This window comes from Demequina oxidasica, from assembly GCF_000975115.1.
Lineage (GTDB): Bacteria > Actinomycetota > Actinomycetes > Actinomycetales > Demequinaceae > Demequina > Demequina oxidasica.
Genome location: NZ_BBRE01000001.1, coordinates 1212606 through 1232455, shown reverse-complemented (window position 1 = coordinate 1232455; position 19850 = coordinate 1212606). Strand labels below are relative to the sequence as shown.

Genomic DNA, 19850 nt, shown 5'->3' with positions numbered 1-19850 from the left:
GGAGCAGTCGCGGCGACACGGGCGCTTCTATGGTGCCGAGGAGTCGCCGATGCGGTCCAACAACACGAGGTCGCTCGCAGACACCAGCCTCGCGAGAAGTGCGTATTCCACCAGGCGCGACTTGCGCAGCGAAGCCAGGTTTCCTGCGCCACCCCGCAGTCCGTCCACTCCGCCACGATCGAGCTTCTCGCACACGGCGTCGAGCTTGCGATTGAACGTGGTGACCGGCCACCCTAAGCGTTCCGCCGCCACAGCGGAGGTCGGGACCGTTGTCAGTCCATGACCGGGGTTAAGCAGCATCGGCTCCGCGAGAGCGAGGACCAGCAATTTCTGGCTCTCGGTGAGCGCGAGCGGAACCCGAGTCGCGTCCCCGGCCACGGCATCGGACGGATCAGCGGGGCTCAGCAGGGAGCCGTGGCACGTAATGGCCACTTCGTATGTGTTGGGGCCTGCGGTGAACATGACGCGCAGACGCGGAAACACGATCGGCAGCCGCGCTCCGGGACCCAGCAGCGCCTGGAACTCACCTTGGTCTGTCGCAACGGACACCGGGATACTCTGCCCGATATTCGCCAACCACCACACACCGGAGTCTGCCGACACCTGCAGCAGGCGTCGGTGCAGGTACGGGTTGTCGTCCACCACGAGGTCCGCGGCACGGCCCAGCGTGACGGATTCATCCCCGTTGAGGTCGTACACCACGTCACCAAACTCAATGGTGACCTCGGCGGTCATCACAGCAGCCCTCGCACCAGTAGCACGATGCCAATGACCGCAGCGGAGCCCAGGACCAGGGCGGCGATGCCCATCGCGACCACTTTGGTCATTGATGCCCGATGCGCGGACTCGCGCCTCTTTTGGGCATCAACCGGCGCCAGCACGGGATCGCGGTGTTCATGAGACGGCGACGTCGGTGGCATGGCCGGAAGATTGAATTCCGAGGCGGGGGCCTCACGCGGGCGGTATGCCTCAGTGCTGGTACCAAAACCACCCGGGCGGACATGCATGCCAAGGGGAACATCCCCGGGGGGAAGTGCCGAAGCAGTCCGAGCTGAAGGACCAGCGCTCGGGGCCGCCAACCGGGTCTGGACCGACTCGGTGGGAGGTGGCACGGTCGCCGTCTCACGCACCGAGAGCCGCGTACTTTCGTCCTCGGCCGGCAGCGTGGGGTTCGCGTTGCGTCGGGTCGCCAATTGGGTGGAATCGTCGGGTTCGGCCACCGATCGCCGCATAGCCAACTGCGTGGAGTCATCCGGCTCAGGATCGGGTTCGCTCGCAACTCGGCGCGTGGTGAGTTGGGTGGAGTCGTCGAGCTCTTGCTCACGCGCGGCACGCCGGCTACGCCGGGAGGCGAGCTGAGTTGAGTCGTCGGACTCCGCGACTGGTTGTTGCAGGCGTGACGCCAGGCGGGTGCTGTCGTCCACCTCGGACTCCCCCGCGAAGTCCTCCGGCTGCACGGTCACGGTGCTACCTTGCGGCGGCTGGCCTGCGTGGTGTCGTCCTCAAAGTCGTCACCGACCGGCCAACGCTGCCAGGGGCTCGCATTGGCGTGTGGTGACGTGGTGGCGTGCAGGGTGTCGGCCACCACCACGGTCACGTTGTCCTGCGCACCGGCCTCAACTGCTGCATCCACCAACCGGCGAGCCGTGTCCTCGGGAGTTCCTGCGAGGCTGGCAATACTGGCTATTTGAGCGTCACTCAGCGGCTTCATCAGCCCATCACTCGCGACGATGAGTCGCATGCCAGGTCGCGCGGGCACGAGCCAGGCGTCGCAACCGGGGATCTCGTCTCCGATCGCGCGCGTGATGATGTTTCGTTCTGGATGGACCAGCGACTGCTCCACCGTGATGCGGCCGGAGTCGACCAGTTCCTGCACGCGCGAGTGGTCCACAGTGATCTGCGCCATCACCCCGCCGTCGAGCGAGTACACGCGCGAGTCCCCCACGTTGATCACAAACCACCACGGCTGGCCGTCGTGTGTCACCGCGACAGCACCCGTCAGCGTTGCGCCGGACTCGCCGCCCGCGCGCGCCGACACCTCCGCGACTCCAAAGCGAGCGCGATGCACCGCATCGGTCACCTGCTCGGGCACTACAGCGTGATCATCGACCAGCACGGCAAAGGCGTCGACAACCGCGGCACTGGCTGCCGCGCCCGCGTAGTGGCCACCCATGCCGTCGGACACGATGTAGACCGGAGCCTGTGCCAGGAACGCGTCCTCGTTGGCCTTGCGCTGTCCAGTGTCAGTGGCCCCAGAGCCCACATGCCAGACCGGGCCGCCTCGCTCGCTCATGCGCGGCCGCTGCCCTGGTTGACCACCAGCGCCTCGAGGTCGCCAAGGAGCAGCGTCCCATCGAGCACGATTTCGCTGCCCGGGGCCACTTCCACTTCGCGACCATCCACGCCGCGGACAAAGGTGCCGTTTGTCGACCCGAGGTCGCTGACCTTCCATACGCCGTCTACCAAGCGCAACTTTGCATGCCGCTTCGACATGGTGCGCGTCGCGTCATTGACGCCAACGTGCGAGCCATCGGGCGAGCCGGGAGCAGCGCGACCAATACTCACGTCGTCCTCGAGAAGTGGGTAACTGTCGCCGCCCTCAACCTGAAGGACCCAGACGTCACGCCGGCGTTGGGCGATCACCGTGTGGTCGTCGGCATCGTCCACGTCCGGCGCTGGTTCCATCTGCTCGGGGGAGGAGTCAGCGGCGGCCGTGACTGCGGCGGCAGCGGCGCCAGGGGCGGCCCACACGCCGTTGGGCACGGGGCGTGCGGGAGGCGGGGTTGCCGCGAGCGGCGTAGCGGCCTCCGGTTCGGTGGCGGCCGGCGTCGGCTCCGGTTCGGTGGCGGCCGGCGTCGGCTCCGGTTCGGTGGCGGCCGGCGTCGGCTCCGGTTCGGTGGCGGCCGGCGTCGGCTCTGGTTCCCGCTCAGGCACAAGTACAGGCTCCGGGGCGGAAGAGGGCTCCGGTTCTGGTTCTGGCGCGCCGGCGAGGGGAGCCGGCGTCGCATAGGGACTTACCGGGGTGGGAGAGGTGGCCGCGGGAGTCTGAGTATCAACAACACTCTCCCCGGCGTCGCCTGGCCACCCGGGAGGCAGCATCGACAAGTTGGGGACCGCAGCTTGCGTCGCGGGCGCCTCGGGCGTCGGGCTTGGCACCTCGAGGCTCTCGATCACCGTCTCGTCGTCTTCGAGTTCGGGCACTACAAATGACTCTTCCGGGACGACCAGTTCGGGCTCAAAGTTCATCGCGTCGGTGATACCGGCATTGTGCTGTGGCGCAGCGGCAGTGATGTAGGGCGAGACGGGGCGAGACGGGTCTAGCGGCGGCTGCTGATCGAAGGTGGGCTTGTCCAGCGTGCTGGCATCGTCAGGGGCGGGAGCCGATGCGTACGACGACGTAGGTGCGGGTTCTTGCAGGTCTGCAGGGACTGCGGGCATCACCAGATCGGAATGGTCGTCCGGCACCTCAACGCGGGTCGCCTCCACGGAAGCCTCCGGCTTGGGCGTGTCTGCGACGGGTGCGTAAGAACGCGGCGCATCGGCGACAAACTGCGACGCGCGCAAGGTGGGCTCAGCCTGACTGGTGAGCATCTCATCGGGACCAGACTCGTCCGCCTCCGGCATTGCCACTGAGGGGAAGTGGCTCGCGAGCGGGCCAGGCTCTGGGATCGCGGCCGGTGCCGCATCATCGAGGGGCTTGTTGGCAAAGGGAGTGGTGTCGAACGGGTTGGTGTCGAGCCCGCGCACCGCAGGGCTAGCCGCCGGAGCGCCCGAGCCAAATACGCTCGTGGCGCCTGCCGGAGCCCCGCTGGGAGCCGGAGCGTCGATGAAAGCTCGCTGTGCGGCCGCAGCGGAAGCCGCCTTACCAATAGCATCGGATGGAATGGGCGTGCCAATCTTGGACCAGCCCACAATGGCGACCCAAAGGTTAGGGCTTAACGCCGCCAGAATTGTCCATCCACTCGCAATGTTGAGGCGCATTCCGATGGTGCCCGCCCCGATGATCCAGAAGATCCAGCCCACAAACGCGCCGAGGCCGAAGAGCGCGGCCCCTGCGAGTGTCAGCCAGGCCACGAAGTTCGTAATGTCGTCGCCTTGCATGCCGCGCATTGCGAGGGAACCCAGCAGAATCGCGACGCCCAGCGCGGAGATAGACCGCGCCACACCCACCACCACTCGTGAAACACGACCAGCCTCAGCGGCCGCGACCCAGCGCAACACCGGGATCCAAGCGCGGCCGGAGTCCATTCCAAGCTTGGACAGCACCGCACCTAGCGCGAGACCCATCCACACGATCGACACCACGGTGGCGACCAGGACGGAAAGGAATGGGATCCAACTCATGACTTCTTCTTTCGCTTGTGCGTGTGCCGCGACTGTGCAGAGGTGCGCCGGCGATGACTCGCCGTGACCAAACTATGCTCTGAACGCATCCCGGCGCCGGACTTCCACCGCTGCGGCGCCTTACTCTCCGCAGATTTGGCTTGCGTGGCACCGTTGCTGCGCACCTCGCTCCACATTGAACGCAGCGACAGACGCATCTTCACGCGGCCCCACCATGACTTACGCGCCAACAACTCTGACCTGTCGGCTGCGACCAGCGTCCAGTACTGGTCAGCCGTAGCATCGTCCACCGTCACGTTGCCAAACGTGACACGATCCGTCAACGTCGCGAGCGCCACCGCGTTTTGGGTGCCGTACTCACGAGCGACCTCGGTACGGGTGGCGCGTGGCAGCGGGGGCAGGCCCGAGTCCACCGCATCATCCAGGTACTCGTCCCAGCCCTGGTAGACCACGTCGCGAGCGTCGCCTCTGCGGCGCCGGTTGCGGCGCGCGAGCTTCCAAATGAGGATCGCTAGGAACGGCCCAAAGAGGATGAGCATCCCAAGCAGGCTGATTCCCGCGATGCGCAGCGCGGGTCCCACCCACTGCCAGCCGGTCGTAAGTTCCTGCGCGTCGGGTTTGTCGTCGTCGGACTGACCCCTCTGTGTCACCGGCGGCACGATGGGCTCGGCTCGCTGCGGATCGAGTGCCGAGGCGTACTGGGGGTCGCGCTGGTTCGCCACGTCTGGTGACACCGGGGTGGCGTGCTGTGGCGTAACGTCGATCGGCACCCACGCGCCCTTGTCCGACTGCACCTCCGTCCAGACGGTCATGTTCTCGCCGCGGCATACCCCCGCCTCGCACGGCGGCGCGGCAAAACCCTGCGCGTCTGTGTCGGTCAGGCGTGCGCCAATCACGACGCGCGAGGGGAAACCCATGTCCGAGGCGAGCATCGCGACTGCCGTCGCGAACTGCTCGTCGTCTCCTACACCTGACACCAACAGTTCCTCATCGGCGTTGCCCACCTCGCCCTCGCGCTCGTTGAGCTGCTGGAAGAGACGGTCGATACGGTCGAACGAGTGCCCCGAAGCGGACGATGCGAAGGAATACTCACCCAGCGCGCGTTGCCACGCGGGGGTCTCACCGTCGGTGGTCGACTCGATCGCGTGAGATAGATAGCCCCGCACCCGCAGCCGACGGACCAACTCGGCCAGGCCCGCGGCATCGGCCGTCGTGTCCTGGCGGGTGACCCACTCGTGCAGCGAGTCAGGGATTAACTCCGGACTGATGGTCGAGACCCCTGGGGGGTCACCGATCTCGGTCAGCGAGGGCATCTCCGCCGGGCGCTCACCATTGACCTTGTACGCGTCACCAGACAGCAGTCCGTCGTCCACGACCATGACGCCGGCATCGGCGTCGGCGAGGTAATAGAAACCGTCGACGAGCGTGGCCTTGCGCGCTCCCTGGAAATCCAGGGATCCGAGCTCGCCGACAATCGGCACCCAGATGCCCGACTGTGCGCCAATCGACACTGTGGCAGTGACCTCCTCGGTCTGGCCCTCGACCTCGACGTGGCTCGGAACCCGTTGGAACCGCGCGACCGCGCTGCCCTGTGGGTCTGCAGCGCTGAATTCCTCACCGTCGAAGTACGGCAGCGTCGCGAGACGTACTCGTTGGGGATCTCCGTCCTCCACGTTGACAGTAAACAGCGTCGCTGCGAACGCATCGTCGCCGAAGTACTCGCGGTACGAACTGAGGGGACTGACCTTGCTCTCCACGACCAGCCGCGGATCGAGCGTCGAACGCACGACCTCTCGCGGGGTGCTCTCCGCGATGGGCGCGGTGACCAGGACGGCGGCCACGACGCCTACCACCACCATCACTAGGGCGGCCGATGCTCCCGCTAGCCGGCTGGCATGCGACGAGGTGGCCAGTTGCACGCCGCCGGCCCCAAAAGCGGTGGCGATGGCCTGGCGGCGGGTGTACCAGGCACGCCAGCCGAACCACGAGAGTAGGACGGCGAATGCGGCAATTCCTACGAGGAATTCGCGGGAGGCGTACACGCCAAAGGGCGCCCAAGGCAGAGCATCGGCGCGAACGGCAGGGCCAATAGCGATGGCGATGATGACGAGTAGTGCAGCCGTCAGAGCGGCAATGGGCCACAGGCGTCGGGCTCGGATGGCGAGCCACGTAGAGGTTGCCGTTCCGGCGAGGAACAGCGCAAGCACCGGCACCAGCGTGGTGCCGTAGTCCCCCAGCGGCAAGGGCAGGGTGACGATGTCCTTCCACCCCGTCACCGGGCCGCGCACCAGATCGAGGGCCGCGTCGGCAATCTCGGACACGCTCGTCAGCGCTCCGGGCACCGCCAACGTGAGCCCCACCACGATGTACACGAGCGCGCTCAACAGCGCGACGCGCGAGGCGCCCCACCGCAATCGGTCGCAGAGAACGGCTACCCCTGCGCCGCCCAAGATGGCGACTGCGGCGACCAGCAGGTAGCGCGTCGAGTCGTACACCGGAAGCAAGGCCCAAGCGGCAACAGCGGACGCGGCCATCATGAAGAGCGCGTTCAACGCGACGAATGAGGTCGAGTGACGCACCTCGGTGCGGGCCATGCGCGGTCCGAGCGTGGTGGGTCCGGTCGCTCCCGGAAGCGGCTTCTTGGGGCTCATACCGCCGCCCCTTTGGCCAGCAATTGGCGTAGATCGTCGAGCACTCCCAGGCTCAGCAGACGCATGCGCCCCACTGCGTGGACGGACGGCTCGGATTCCGGGTCACACACGACCGCGGCGACAGCGACGTCACCCGGGAATGCGAGGGCGGCCGACTGCAGCTGGGCGAGCGTAGCGGTGGACCCGGTGACAAGGAAAGCGAGCGAGGTGTCCGACGTGGACTCCGCAAGCATGCGGGTCACGGACTGAACGCCGATGACAGAAGAGCTTGCCTCGACGCCAGAGAGGTCGTCGAGGAACGAGCGCGGGGTCGTCACGCGCAGGTGCTGCAGGGAGCGCACTGAGGCGCGTGCGAACTCGGGCACCTCGCCGCTGACAACGGCCTGTACGTCGCGGCCGTCACGTAGCGCGCGCACACCCAGCGAGCCGACGGCACTGACAGCCATCTCAAATTCGGTCTCGTTGGCGTAGGACTCGGCGTCGAGGTCCAAGACAATGGAGATAGTCGAGCGGCGCGTCTCCTCAAACTGGCGAACCATCAGCGTTCCGGTTTTGGCCGTGGACTTCCAGTGGATCTGGCGCTGCGCGTCACCGCGCGCGTACTCGCGCACCGCGTGGAAGGAGATGTCCTCATTGGTAATGGTCTTGGTGGCGCGGCCCTCGAGGTCGCGGACAAAGCCCATCGACGTGCTCGGGATCGCGATGGTGACGGGATGGATGAACAGCGTGCTGACGTCGGCCCAGTGAAACTCGCGCGTGAGCAGGCGCAGGGGGTCAGAGCGGGAGGTGGTGGCAGGACCCACGTCAATCACGCCACGTCGCGCGGCAGGAATCACGATCTTCTCGCGGTGCTCGTGGCCCTTGCGGAGCATTGGCACATGGAAGTCGATAAGTCCGGCGCCCACGGGGATGTCGATGCGCCCGGGCAGTGCGACGCGTGCCTGCTGGTTGCGCACCACGATCTCACCCTCGGCGGCCTGGCCGGCGACCACGGCATCGTGCCCCAGCCCGAAGTCGACGTCGTACGACTCCTTGCCGAGCAGGAACGGCACGGCGATGAGCAGCAGTACTACCGCGATGACGCCGCCGATCAGGAACTCAGACCAACCCCAGATCAAGCCGACGGCAATGCCGACGATCGCCCAGATGCCCGCGAGCCAGCCTGCGGGAGTGACGACTGCCTCCAGGACACCCCACAGGCGCCTCGCGACTGACTCGATGCGCCTACCCAGGCGCAGGGTCGCTAGGCCAAGCGCCACCCACCGGCCGCGCGATTCACCCGTGACCTGGGTGCGCGTCGTATTGCCCACACGGGTGTGTCCAGTGCGGGTGTAGGACGTGCGTGTCGCGCTCGTCCTAGAAGTCTTCGATGAAGGCTCGCGACTCAACCGAGATCCTTCTGTGTGGGCGGCGGGGTGTCGAGCAGAATCTGGCCGATGACCGCCGTGGCAGTCACGCCATCGAACTCGGCTTCGGGGTCCAGAATGAGTCGGTGGGCCAGAACCGAGTCCGCGAGCGTCTTGACGTCGTCGGGAGTCACATAGGTACGGCCGTGGGCCAGGGCCCACGTGCGCGACGCCTTCGCGAGCGCCATCGCGCCACGCATGCTGACACCCAGGCGCACCTGGGTGGCGTTGCGCGTCGCGTCCACGATGCGCGCAATGTAGTCCAGTACCAGGGGGTTTTGGTAGACGTCGCGGGCCAGGCCGGCCATCGCGACGATGGTCTGGAGCTCCACGAGCGCGGGCACTACTACCTGGGGGCTGCGCGTGGCCTCGAGGATCTTCAAAGTCGCGCCGTGGTCGGGGTAGCCCAGCGAAGTGCGCATCATGAAGCGGTCCAACTGGGCCTCAGGCAGCGAGTAAGTGCCAGCCTGCTCGACCGGGTTCTGGGTGGCGATCACCATGAACGGCGCACCCACCTTGCGGCTCACACCGTCCACCGTCACCTGACCCTCTTCCATCACCTCGAGCAGAGCGGACTGGGTCTTGGGGCTGGCGCGGTTGATCTCATCCGCTAGTACGACGTTGGCGAAGATGGGGCCCTGGTGAAACTCGAACGTGCCCTGCTTCTGGTCGAACACGGTGATACCCGTGACGTCCCCGGGCAGAAGGTCGGGAGTGAACTGGATACGGGTGCCGATGCCCTTGACGGTCTGCGCCATGGCCCGCGCGAGGGAGGTCTTACCCGTTCCGGGGACGTCCTCGAGCAGCAGGTGGCCCTCGGAGATCATCGCGGTAAAGGCGAGCTCAACTACCTGGCGCTTGCCCAGCACCGCGAGCTCGACATTCTCCGAGAGCGCGTTGAACGTGCTGGTAAACCAGGTGGCCTGTTCGTCGGTAACGGTCATTGCGTGAGTCCTCGGGGTTTCGTTGGTGTCGGTCTAGCGGTCAGTAAGTTCTCATGTGCATCGGCACGGTCGGGAGGCAAGGCCGGTTAAGGTGCCGCAGGATCGGCCGGAGGGTCAGGTGGCGGGTCAGGCGCCGTATAGGAACCAACCTCAATGACCACAGTCGAGTCTTTATCCACCTGCGCGCCGGGTGCCTTGTTCTGGCTGAGAACTAGGCCGTTCTCGCCCTCGACAGTCGTCACGATCTGCGTGACCGAGGGGTTCAGGCCGGCATCGCGCAGCGTCTGCTCGGCGGCTGCCTGTCCCATACCCACGACATTGGGCACCTCTACCTGCTCCGTTGCCGTATTTTCACACCCACGCCTGTCGGAGGTCCACGTGTTCATCCCCTGGAGATTGCCCTTGAACTCAACGGTGATCTGCGCGAAATTGAATGTCCATGGCATGCCATCGATCGACTTCTGGTTGCCATTCTTGCTGACATACCAGTCCTCGGTCACGGTGTAGTCGTTCGAGTTTGCATCGATCGTGTACTGAGCCTTGTGTCCATCGCGGTTCGCCCAACAACTGGTGAATTGGGCGCTCATCAGGTACTTAGTCGGAGAGTCCACAGTGACCTTCACGCCGTTGTCAGCACACTGCTGTTCCGCGCCCGCGAAAGAGATGCAGTTGTAGGCATTGATGTTCGGGATTTCCTTCAGCAAGGGCTTGGGAGCATCGCCCGCATTCTTGGGACCGGTTCCGTATCGCACCGTAAAGTTTCGCTCGGCGGGGTCGTACTTGGGATAGCGATCAAGGGTGTTCTCACAGGAATACCCGCCGCGCCCACAACTCGTCCCAAAGCTATAGCCGTTGCGGGGGGTGGGAGCGTTGGCGGGTGCCACGTAGGTGTACACGCCCTCCACGGACTCCGTGGCAGTGCCATAGGTGTCCGAGTTGTAGCGACTCTCAGCGCAAATCGTGTAGTTCTTGGGCTGCTCGTTGGGGGTGACATCGAGAGTCACCGCGCCCGCCCCGCCCTTGGACTGGACGGTGGGCTTACAGGCGCCAGCCGCTCCCGCACCCACCCAGGTCGTTGAGCCCGCACCGGCGGACCCGACCGCCACGGTGAAGGTGGCCTTGTTGCCGGCGTCGTTGGAGTCCCAGTCTGGGTTGGAGATCTTAGGTCCACCCACACCATTCGCCGTGACGCTAATCGAGGCGCCCTGCGCCTCTCCGCCCTTGACCGGCGGCAGGTCGAGCGCAGTCACAGGCACGATCGTCACCTGCTGGGCCTCGTTGCTACCGACGTTGATTTGAGGGATATTCACCTTGCCTACACCGTTGACGGGCACCACGCGGGTCTCTCCGTTGGGGCTGGATACCTTAAGTTCCTTGGTCGACGAGTCCTTGACACTTAGCGTGATGTCCACCTGCTTGCCCGCATTGTTGGGCGTGGCAACAGTAGGCACCCAACTCGCATTCGTGGGAGCGGCGGGAGGGGCGTAGGACCACGCCTGGGCGGTCACCGCGGCCTTGGATTCGCCCACTGAATTGACGGACTTGGCAGTGTAAGTCTGCTTGTCACCGTTCTTGAGGCCCGTGAGCTGCGGGCACGCACCCTTTGCGTCGCAGGTCGCGACCTTGGTGGTGCCGCGGTAGAGCGCAAAGCCGCTCACGCTCGGGTAGGAGGACCCGGATCCGTTCGGGCTGACGGCCAGCGTGGCGGTGCCGTCCCCGAAGGCCACCTGCTTAACCTCAACGGGCGCTACCGGGTAGCCGAGCAGGTCGATCGAGATGGTGCCCTGACGGTCAGGACCGCTCACACGACCCTGCGCGTCGCGCACCGAGAACACCGCGTTGCACACGGCGCCGGGGGTATCGGCCGTCCAGGTCGCCTTAACCGCAGTGGCGCTCGCCACCGTGAACGACACCGACGAGCACTCACTCGCACCATTCACATCGACGATTTGTAGCGGCGTTCCAGGCAGCGGGTTGACCTCACCCTTGGCGCCAATCACCGTGACGGTGCAGGAGGAGCCCTCGGACTGGGAGCACTGCTTGACTGCCGAGCCACCCTTGGGGAGTTCGGACGGCGCGGGACCCACCTTAAGCGCGAGGGACACTGCCGGGATATCTGGGTCGGTCGTCAGCGCTACGGTCACGGTCTCGCTCGCTCCAGGAACCGCCTTGTCATTCGCCACGACCGTGACGTCGTCACCCTTCGCGGTGAACTCGAACTGCTCGCCGTTGTAGCTAGTGGAGAACGTGACGGGGCGCGCGGTTGCGCCGGCGGGCCAGGTCACCATCTTGCCGAGGTCAAAGTTAGCGGTATCACCCGGGGACACCTCAAGCGCTGCACCGGTCAGCGTGGGCTGCGGCTCTTCCGCGACGATGGTGATCGTGACGGGAAGGACCGTCCAGTCTTCCTGGCCGGCAATCCTCAGCGACACCACGCACGTGTCGCTGTAAGGGGCACCCATGCCTGCTGAGTAACGCAGCGTGGTTCCTGACACCAACGAGCACGTGGCTTCGCCGCGCACACCGCTCGGGGCGATGGAGCTGGCGTCCACCTCAAGTGTTGAGTCCGGGGGAAGCACCACAAAGTTCGCGACGTCAAAGTCCACAGACTCATCCTCGTTGACCTCGGTCTCTGGTGGAACTTCCTTGAGAGACAGGCGAACCGCATCCGCAGCGGGAACCGTCAGAAAGCCGTAACTGGTCACTTCCTCTCCTGCAAAGTTCTGGCCATCGACCTGGAACGGGATCAGCCGTGACTGCTCGGGTAGCGGCCCCGAGATAGTAGTGCCGGAGACCACCAGATCCTCCGGGGCGCCCCACAGCGTCAGCACCAGGCCCGACGGGTCACCGCTTCCCCACGAAACCTTGTTGGTCAACACGTCGACACCCTCGGCGAAAGTCTCGCGGTTCTCCTGCGTCAGCACCGTGTCAGTGACGATGGGGACATCGGTAATGGGCTCGCGCACGGCCTTGAGGATGATGCGTCCGACCGCGGTGCTGCCACTGGTGTTGCGCACTGTGTAGAAGAACGAGAACGTTCCTGGGTCCTCGCCGACCTGGAGCGCGACATCGCCATCCTCGACACCCACGAGGTGGTCGGAGAGTTCCTTGTACTCCTCGGTTCCCAGGGTGGCGTCCGGCTTGACGTCAATCAGTTCGAGCTCTCCGCCGGCAAGGTCGACGTCATTCGCGGTAGGGGTGACCACTACACGGCGGTCCGACCCCACCTGGACTTGCACATAGTCGGTGTACGTCACGGGGCTAGGGTCGAGGTCGTCGGCCAGCACCCCAATGAGCGCCGTGGCGGAGGCGCTGAGGCCTCGCTGGTCCACCACGTTAAACGTGAATAGGTCCTGTCCGCTGTAGCCGCTCACGCTCGTGTAGATCAACGCAGTGCCGTCAGCTGACACGGTGGCGTTACCGTGCTCGGGCTGCGTCGCTATGCCGGACAGTGTCACCTTGTCGCCGTCAGGGTCGATGCCCGTCCCGTCGAATGGCAAGCGGACGCTCTCCCCAGAGGCGACGCGGCCGGTGACGCCGCGGGGCGTTGGCGGAGCGTTGGTGTCGTTGGCGAGCACCGTCACCACGACCGATGCCGTGTCTCGTTGCGCGGGGTAACCGAGGACATACGTGGAGTAGGAAATGACGTAGTTACCAGGTACGGAAGGTGCCAAGTATCGAATGCGAGGGCCGGCGGGAAAGGCAAGCCCAGCCCCGTCATCGGCGGTCACGGAACCCGGGTCGAGCGCAATGACGTTGCCGGCCGGCCCCACATCGTTCTTCAACACTGAGATGTCCGCTTGGGTGCCTACCCTGACGGTGATCGAGTCGTCCACCGCCAGCGGAGCCGAGGGTACGTCGGAGTCGAGCAGCACCACTGTGATCTCGCCGTGCACGGTTGCCTCGGGCCGGCCCGTGCCGTCAGAGGCCGTGTAGGACACCACTCCCAGCGCGCCCGGTTGGGCGTCAGATGTGGAGCCCGCGAGGCGCAACGCACTGTGGCCCACGACGTCCGCGGACAGCGTGGCGCCGAGCTCAGGTTCGGTGGTCACGTCGCTGAGGAGCAAGACGTGGCCGCCAGGGTTCGAGATCGCGGACAGTACGTCCACCGTCACGTCCTCCTTTGCGCGCACAAACGCAGTCAGTGGCACCGTGGTGAGCTGCTCGTCCTCCGGCGCAATGACCGTGATACGCGCCTTGCCACGGGCGTCCGACAATCCGTCGCTCACGACGTAGTCGACCACGTACGAGCCCGGCGTGTCAGAGTCAAAAGTGAAGCCGATGAGTCCCTGAGTCAGGGACACATTTGCTCGCGCATCGGGACCAAGGGAAGCCTCGTTTACCTGAAGCGGGCCTTGCGCACCGGTCACGTGATCGGAGACTTCGACGGTGGCGCGCACGCCCGCAGTGATGGTCGCGGCCACGTCCTTGGTCACCAGGGCGGGTTCACCCAGCACCGTGACGTTCATGGTCTTGGAGGCTGTCGCTCCCCTGCTGTCCGACACGACGATTTCGACCGGGATGGCGCCCGTTTCCGTGGAACTCGCGTTGCTGTGCTGGAAGACCACTCGGCCCTCGGGGGAAGCGGCGACCACACCGGTTGTTGACGCGGTCGTTGCCGACTCGATGTAAATAGGGTCGCCTTCGGGGTCAACCCAGCCGGCTAGGGCATCCGTGGAAACGGTGCCACCCGGGCTAACCTGGGGTGTCGGCCAGTCGGAGAGACAATCCTCTACTCCACACCAGACCGGGGGATTGTTCTCATCGAGGCCCTTGACTGACAGCGTCACGGTTGCGGGCTCGGAGCGCAGCCCGTCGGATGCGGTGCCGTCGGTGATCACGTAATTGAAGGTGGCAGAGCCCGTGGCATCTGGAGCCACGTTCACCACGAGCGACTGGTCGTCATCGGAGACGGTGACGGTGCCAAACGCAGAATCGAGCGGGGTCAAGTCTCCGGGCACCAACGTCAGGATGTCGTCATTGGCATCGTGATCGTTGAGCAGTGCGGGCACAATGACCTGTCGCCCGGCGCGCACGCCGATCGCGTCATCCTCGGCAACCGGCGCACGGGGCTCGCTGACCTGCTCCGCGGTCTCCTGGTCGTCGGCCTCCACAGTGGTCTTCTCGTCCGGCGCCCACTGCTGGGAGGACCTGACAAGCAGGCCGCTCGGCACGTCCCACACCCAGCCGGTACGAGTCTCGTTGACGATCAGTCGAGACCCATTGGAGCGCAGCACCAGCGAGCGGTTCTCGCCCAAGGCACCGCCGCCGTTGTCGGAGTCACCGTAGTCAAGGTCGGTGGCCTTGCCGTCGGAGTCCCACAGCCGTCCAGGGCCCGGTCCCGCAGGAAGCCAGGCACCCACCATGACGTCGTCGTTCTCCGTGGGAGCCGCGGGCTCGCCCAGTGCGAGGTCGGTGGAGCCGTAAACGCGCTCCGCGCCAGAGCCGTCGAGCGGCACGCTGACGATGCCGTACTCGTCCGCTATGTATACGGCATCCGCGGCTCCACTGGGGCGCTGAAGGATCGCCTCGGTCGCCACCTCCGTGATGATGGGCGCGTCGCCTCCACGTCGCCATAGTTGCCCGGTCGATGTGTCCAGGAGCACCCATTGGTCGCCGACCATCGTCATCTGCACCTGGTCGCCCGAAGGGGCACCTGGCACCGCGTCGAATCCGTCGTAAGTGGCACCGTCGACCTTGCCCCGCATCACGTTGCCGTCCTCAGCAGAAAACGCCGCGACGTCCCCATTCGCGCCCACGGTCATCGCGTCGGAACGGTATTGGCGGCGATCCTGCCCGTCCTCTACCTCGTCAGCCGCGTAGGGGTCCACCACCGAGGGGGCCAGTGCCGAGCCGTCGGACACGCGGCCCACCAGCACGCGGTAGTCGTCCGTCAGATAGCCCACGACGTCTCCCGCAAAGGTGACCGAGTCTGTCCCCGCAGGCGTAGCGACAGTCGAGTCGCTCGACGCCTCATCGATGTCAGCCGGCCGCGCGGTCTGGAGTTTGGTGACGGAGGATAGGTTGTGCGAGTAAACCAGAAGTGAGTCCTCGTACTGAGTGAGGTCACTGGGCTCGGACACGCTCTTGACGGTGTCCACCTCACGCAGTTGCGTATTGACCCGGCCAAACCGTTGTCCCGTCGAGCTCTGCAAAGCCCAAATCGAGGCATCGTCCGCGCGAACTTCCTGCTCGTCGACTCCAGGCGCCACCAAGATGCCGACGCCAATGGCGACGATCACAAAGGCGCCGACGACGCGGCGCACTGTACGCCAGCGCGCGGCGGTCACTCTTCCCACGTCCTCGTTTGCCATCGACTAACCCATCACCGACACGACGACGCCGGCAATTACTCCGAGCAGAACGACTCCGCCCACGATCGCGCCGATGATGACACCCTTGCCCACCCGGTTTGCCTGAGCGTTGCGCAGGGTGCCGGTCCCCGCGCGCGAGTTTGTGTCCGGGCCGCGACGTAAGCGTTGGGACTCGACGGGGACGGTGCTGCGAGCCGGGCCGCGCGGCGCATCGTCCGACGGAGCGAGGGTGGATGCCTGCGCCCACTCGTCCGTGGGGATCTCCATGGGCGTGACCGGCAGGCCCATGGACTGCTCCACCCACTGCAGCGCCTGGCCAAAGACTGCGGCGCTGGGGTAGCGGTCACCCGGGATCCGGCGCATGCCACCCTCAAGGACGCCCTCAAGTTCCCGGGGGACATCGTGACGACCCGTGGGCGTGTACTTGGCCTTGGCGATTCTATTCTTGAGTGCCTGTTCATCGGCGCGACCGGGGCCCGTGACGTCGAACGGGCTGCGCTGTGCGAGGAGCGTGTAGACCGTAGCCGCGAGCGCCCACACCTCCGTGGCGACGGTGCCGGTACTGCGGTGCTCCACCAACTCGGGAGCGCTCCACGGCGGCGACATGGCGATGGTGTCGGTGTCGCCGGCCGTCACGGCCGAGGCCACACCAAAGTCGGACAGCACGGGGTGGCCAAAGGAAGTCACCAGAATGTTCGACGGTTTGATGTCACGGTGGAGCAGGCCCGCGCGGTGGGCGGCCTCGACGGCGGATGACGTCTTGACGCCGATCGACAGCACCTCGGACACCGGAATCTTCTCATTGCGGTAACGGTTGGTCAGCGACGTGGGGCAGTACTCCATCACCATGTACGGGCGACCGTCGGAGGAGACGGACGCTTCGTAGACGGTCAAGATCGAGGGATGCGAACTGAGGGAGGCCATGATGTCGGCCTCGACCGCGAGCGCGCGCGCGGAAGCGTCGTCCTGGACCTTACTCAGTAGCACTTTCACAGCCACCAGCCGGCGCGGCATGTTCTGCTGGAACAAGAATACGTCGGCGAAGCCCCCGGAGCCCAGCGGGCGCACATATGTATACCCTGGTAACAGGGGTGGTGTGAGAGTCTGACGCCTAGCCATATAACCCCCCAAGGCTCGCTAGCGGAACAGTTCTAATTTTCGAGGAGCGGCTGTGCAGCCTCAACAAATCCAGCGTCAGACTAACCGACGCATGCGAGTGGACAAAATGTACAAAGCGCAGTGTGACAAGTTCGACGTGAAACGCAGTGAATTGTCCGCTGGGAGAGTGTTCTACGAATAGTCCTCGAGGGGCGGGCACGCGCACACCAGGTTGCGGTCGCCGTGAGCGTTGTCGATGCGGCGCACGGGCGACCAGTACTTGTCACGGCGGAGGCCATCGACGGGGAAGGCCGCCTGCTCACGCGAGTAGGCCTGACCCCACGAGTCGCTCACTACCATGTCCACGGTGTGGGGCGCGTGGCGCAGCGGGGAATCCTCGACGGCGATCTTGCTTGCCTCCACGTCTGCGATCTCGCCACGAATGGCGATCATCGCGTCGATGAAGCGATCGATCTCACCCTTGTCCTCAGACTCGGTGGGCTCCACCATCAAGGTTCCCGCCACCGGGAAAGACATCGTAGGCGCGTGGATGCCGAAGTCAATAAGTCGCTTGGCCACATCCTCCGCGGTCACTCCGGTGGCCTTGGTGAGCGGGCGCAGGTCAAGGATGCATTCGTGCGCGACCAGGCCGCCGGGGCCGCGGTAAAGCACCGGGAAGTGCTCGTCGAGGCGAGCGGCAACATAGTTAGCCGCGAGCACTGCGGTCTGCGTCGCGTAGGTCAGGCCGTCGTGGCCCATCATCGCGATGTACGCCCAAGATATTGGCAGGATTCCTGCGGAACCGTAGGGGGCTGCGGAGACCGCCGCGCCCACGCGCTCGAGCTCATCCGGCGTCTGAATGGACTGACGAACCTCAGGCAGGAACGGCACCAGGTGCTTGGCCACTGCTACGGGGCCCACTCCGGGACCGCCACCACCGTGTGGGATGCAGAACGTCTTGTGCAGGTTCAGGTGCGACACATCGCCACCAAAGTGCCCGGGCTTCGCGAGGCCCACCAGCGCGTTGAGGTTTGCGCCGTCGATGTAGACCTGGCCGCCGGCGTCGTGCACCGCGGCGCACACCTCGCCCACGTGCTCCTCGTACACACCGTGCGTCGAGGGGTAGGTCAGCATGATGGAACTGATGCGGCCTTCGTTCGCGGCCAGCTTCGCGTGGAGATCCTCGAGCGAGATTTCGCCATTCTCGGCGGTCGCGACGACCACTACGCGCAGCCCTGCCAGGACGGCCGATGCTGCGTTCGTACCGTGCGCCGATGCCGGGATTAGGCACACATCGCGCTCTGATTCGCCCAGGGAGGCGTGATACGCGTGGATGGCAAGCAGGCCGGCGTACTCGCCGCGCGAGCCCGCATTGGGCTGAACGGAGACCGCGGCGTAGCCGGTAATCTCCGCAAGCCACTGCTCGAGCTGCGCGATCATGTCGCGGTAGCCAGCGGTCTGCTCCGACGGCGCGAAGGGGTGGATGCTCGCGAAGCCCGGCCAACTAATGGGCGCCATCTCCACCGCTGAGTTGAGCTTCATGGTGCACGAGCCCAGCGGGATCATCGTGCGGTCCAGCGCGAGGTCACGGTCGGCCAGTTTGCGCATGTAGCGCATGAGCGACGTCTCGGAACGGTGCGCGTGGAAGATCGGGTGCTCGAGGTAGTCAGAGGTGCGGCGCATCTCGCGCGGGATCTTGACTGACGGCCCCGAGTAGACGGTGCGCTCGGGCTGGCGGTCCAAGACCGCGGCGACGATGTCCGTGAGGATGTCCACCGTGGTGAGTTCGTCGCACGCGATGGACACAGCATCGTCGTCGATCTTGTGGATGTTGATGCCACGGGCAGCGGAGCGCACAAGAATCGAGTCGGCTCCGCGAGGCACCTCGACCACGATGGTGTCGTAGAACTCCGCGTGGCGGATGGTGATTCCGCGGGCACTCAGCGCATCGGCAAGGGTCGCGGCCATGGTGTGGACGCGCAGCGCAATCTCGCGCAGACCCTCGGGACCGTGATAGACCGCGTACATCGACGCCGTGATGGCGAGAAGCGCCTGAGCGGTGCAGATGTTTGACGTGGCCTTGTCCCGACGAATGTGCTGCTCACGGGTCTGCAGTGCCAGGCGGTACGCGGTGTGGCCGTCGGCATCCACCGAGACGCCCACGAGGCGGCCGGGCAACTGGCGCTCGAGACCCTTCGTAACCGCCATGTACGCGGCGTGGGGGCCGCCAAAGAAGAGGGGGACGCCAAAGCGTTGCGTGGAGCCCACCGCGATGTCTGCACCCAGCTCGCCGGGCGATTTGATGACGCACAGCGACAGGATGTCCGCGGCGACGGTGACCAGGCCGCCGGCCTCATGCGCGGCCCCCACCAAGTGAGAAATGTCACGGACCCGGCCCGATGCTCCGGGTTGTTGGATGACCACACCCACCAGGTCATCGGGCGCAGTCCAATCGTCACCCAGTACTTCGACGCGCATTGGCAGCTTGATGGCGTCGGCCTGGGCCTTGACCACGGCGATGGTCTGAGGAAGGCACTCGGCGTCGAGGATGATCACGCCGCCGTCCTTGCCCTTGACGGCACGGCGCATGAGTAGCATCGCCTCGGAGACGGCGGTGGCCTCGTCGAGGAGAGAGGCGCCCGCGACCGGCAGGCCGGTGAGGTCGGAGACCATGGTCTGGTAGTTCAGCATGGCCTCGAGACGACCCTGCGAGATCTCTGCCTGGTAGGGCGTGTAGGCCGTGTACCAGGCTGGATTCTCGAGGATGTTTCGCTGAATGACCATGGGCGTAATGGTGTCCGAGTAGCCCTGGCCAATCATCTGGACCTGGACCTTATTGCGCTGCGCGAAACCCTGCAGAGCGCCCAGAGCCTCGCGCTCGGTGAGCGCCTCCGGCAGGACGAGCACGTCGTCGCCGCGGATCGACTCCGGGACGGCCGCATCAATGAGCGTGGCAAGGGACGAATGGCCGACCGTCTTAAGCATCTGTGCGATGGCATCAGAGTCGGGGCCTACATGGCGATCAGAGAACGAAGTCACCGACCTATTGTGTCGCATCCGCGGCACACGCGATAGACGGGGGTTCGGCATATG

General features: G+C 65.6%; 10 protein-coding genes. All 10 read right to left on the bottom strand.

Features of this window, described 5'->3' with window-relative positions:
• Nucleotides 1-27: 27 nt before the first annotated feature.
• The 10 genes from AOP77_RS05645 to gcvP all read right to left on the bottom strand — a co-directional run bounded on the left by AOP77_RS05645 (nt 28) and on the right by gcvP (nt 19847).
• Nucleotides 28-735, bottom strand: a complete 708-nt coding sequence (locus AOP77_RS05645; RefSeq protein WP_062210457.1) for a hypothetical protein — start codon at nt 733-735, stop codon at nt 28-30.
• The gene (locus tag AOP77_RS05640) at nt 735-1463 is read right to left on the bottom strand and encodes a hypothetical protein (RefSeq protein ID WP_062210454.1); all 729 of its coding nucleotides are present in this window, start codon (nt 1461-1463) and stop codon (nt 735-737) included. The genes AOP77_RS05645 and AOP77_RS05640 overlap by 1 nt, the downstream gene beginning before the upstream one ends.
• A complete protein-coding gene (locus AOP77_RS05635) occupies nt 1460-2293 on the bottom strand; it encodes a PP2C family protein-serine/threonine phosphatase (RefSeq protein WP_160300053.1) in 834 nt (277 codons plus the stop codon). The genes AOP77_RS05640 and AOP77_RS05635 overlap by 4 nt, the downstream gene beginning before the upstream one ends.
• Nucleotides 2290-4344 (bottom strand): FHA domain-containing protein, encoded by a 2055-nt coding sequence (locus tag AOP77_RS05630; RefSeq protein ID WP_062210448.1) that lies wholly within the window; start codon nt 4342-4344, stop codon nt 2290-2292. Before AOP77_RS05630 ends, AOP77_RS05635 begins: the two co-directional genes overlap by 4 nt.
• Complete coding sequence (locus AOP77_RS05625; protein WP_062210445.1) at nt 4341-6995, bottom strand: transglutaminase-like domain-containing protein; 2655 nt, start codon at nt 6993-6995, stop codon at nt 4341-4343. The genes AOP77_RS05630 and AOP77_RS05625 overlap by 4 nt, the downstream gene beginning before the upstream one ends.
• The gene (locus AOP77_RS05620; RefSeq protein WP_062210441.1) at nt 6992-8383 is read right to left on the bottom strand and encodes a DUF58 domain-containing protein; all 1392 of its coding nucleotides are present in this window, start codon (nt 8381-8383) and stop codon (nt 6992-6994) included. The genes AOP77_RS05625 and AOP77_RS05620 overlap by 4 nt, the downstream gene beginning before the upstream one ends.
• The gene (locus AOP77_RS05615; RefSeq protein WP_062210438.1) at nt 8380-9345 is read right to left on the bottom strand and encodes an AAA family ATPase; all 966 of its coding nucleotides are present in this window, start codon (nt 9343-9345) and stop codon (nt 8380-8382) included. Before AOP77_RS05615 ends, AOP77_RS05620 begins: the two co-directional genes overlap by 4 nt.
• 86 nt (nt 9346-9431) lie before the next feature.
• Entirely contained in the window at nt 9432-15659 is a 6228-nt protein-coding gene (locus tag AOP77_RS05610) for an Ig-like domain-containing protein (protein WP_062210435.1), read from the bottom strand.
• A 3-nt stretch (nt 15660-15662) separates the two neighbouring features.
• Nucleotides 15663-16778 (bottom strand): serine/threonine-protein kinase, encoded by a 1116-nt coding sequence (locus tag AOP77_RS05605; RefSeq protein ID WP_062210432.1) that lies wholly within the window; start codon nt 16776-16778, stop codon nt 15663-15665.
• A 171-nt stretch (nt 16779-16949) separates the two neighbouring features.
• Nucleotides 16950-19847 carry an aminomethyl-transferring glycine dehydrogenase gene (gene gcvP / locus AOP77_RS05600; protein ID WP_439644697.1) on the bottom strand — a complete coding sequence of 966 codons (2898 nt, stop codon included), beginning with the start codon at nt 19845-19847 and terminating at the stop codon, nt 16950-16952.
• Nucleotides 19848-19850: the final 3 nt, after the last annotated feature.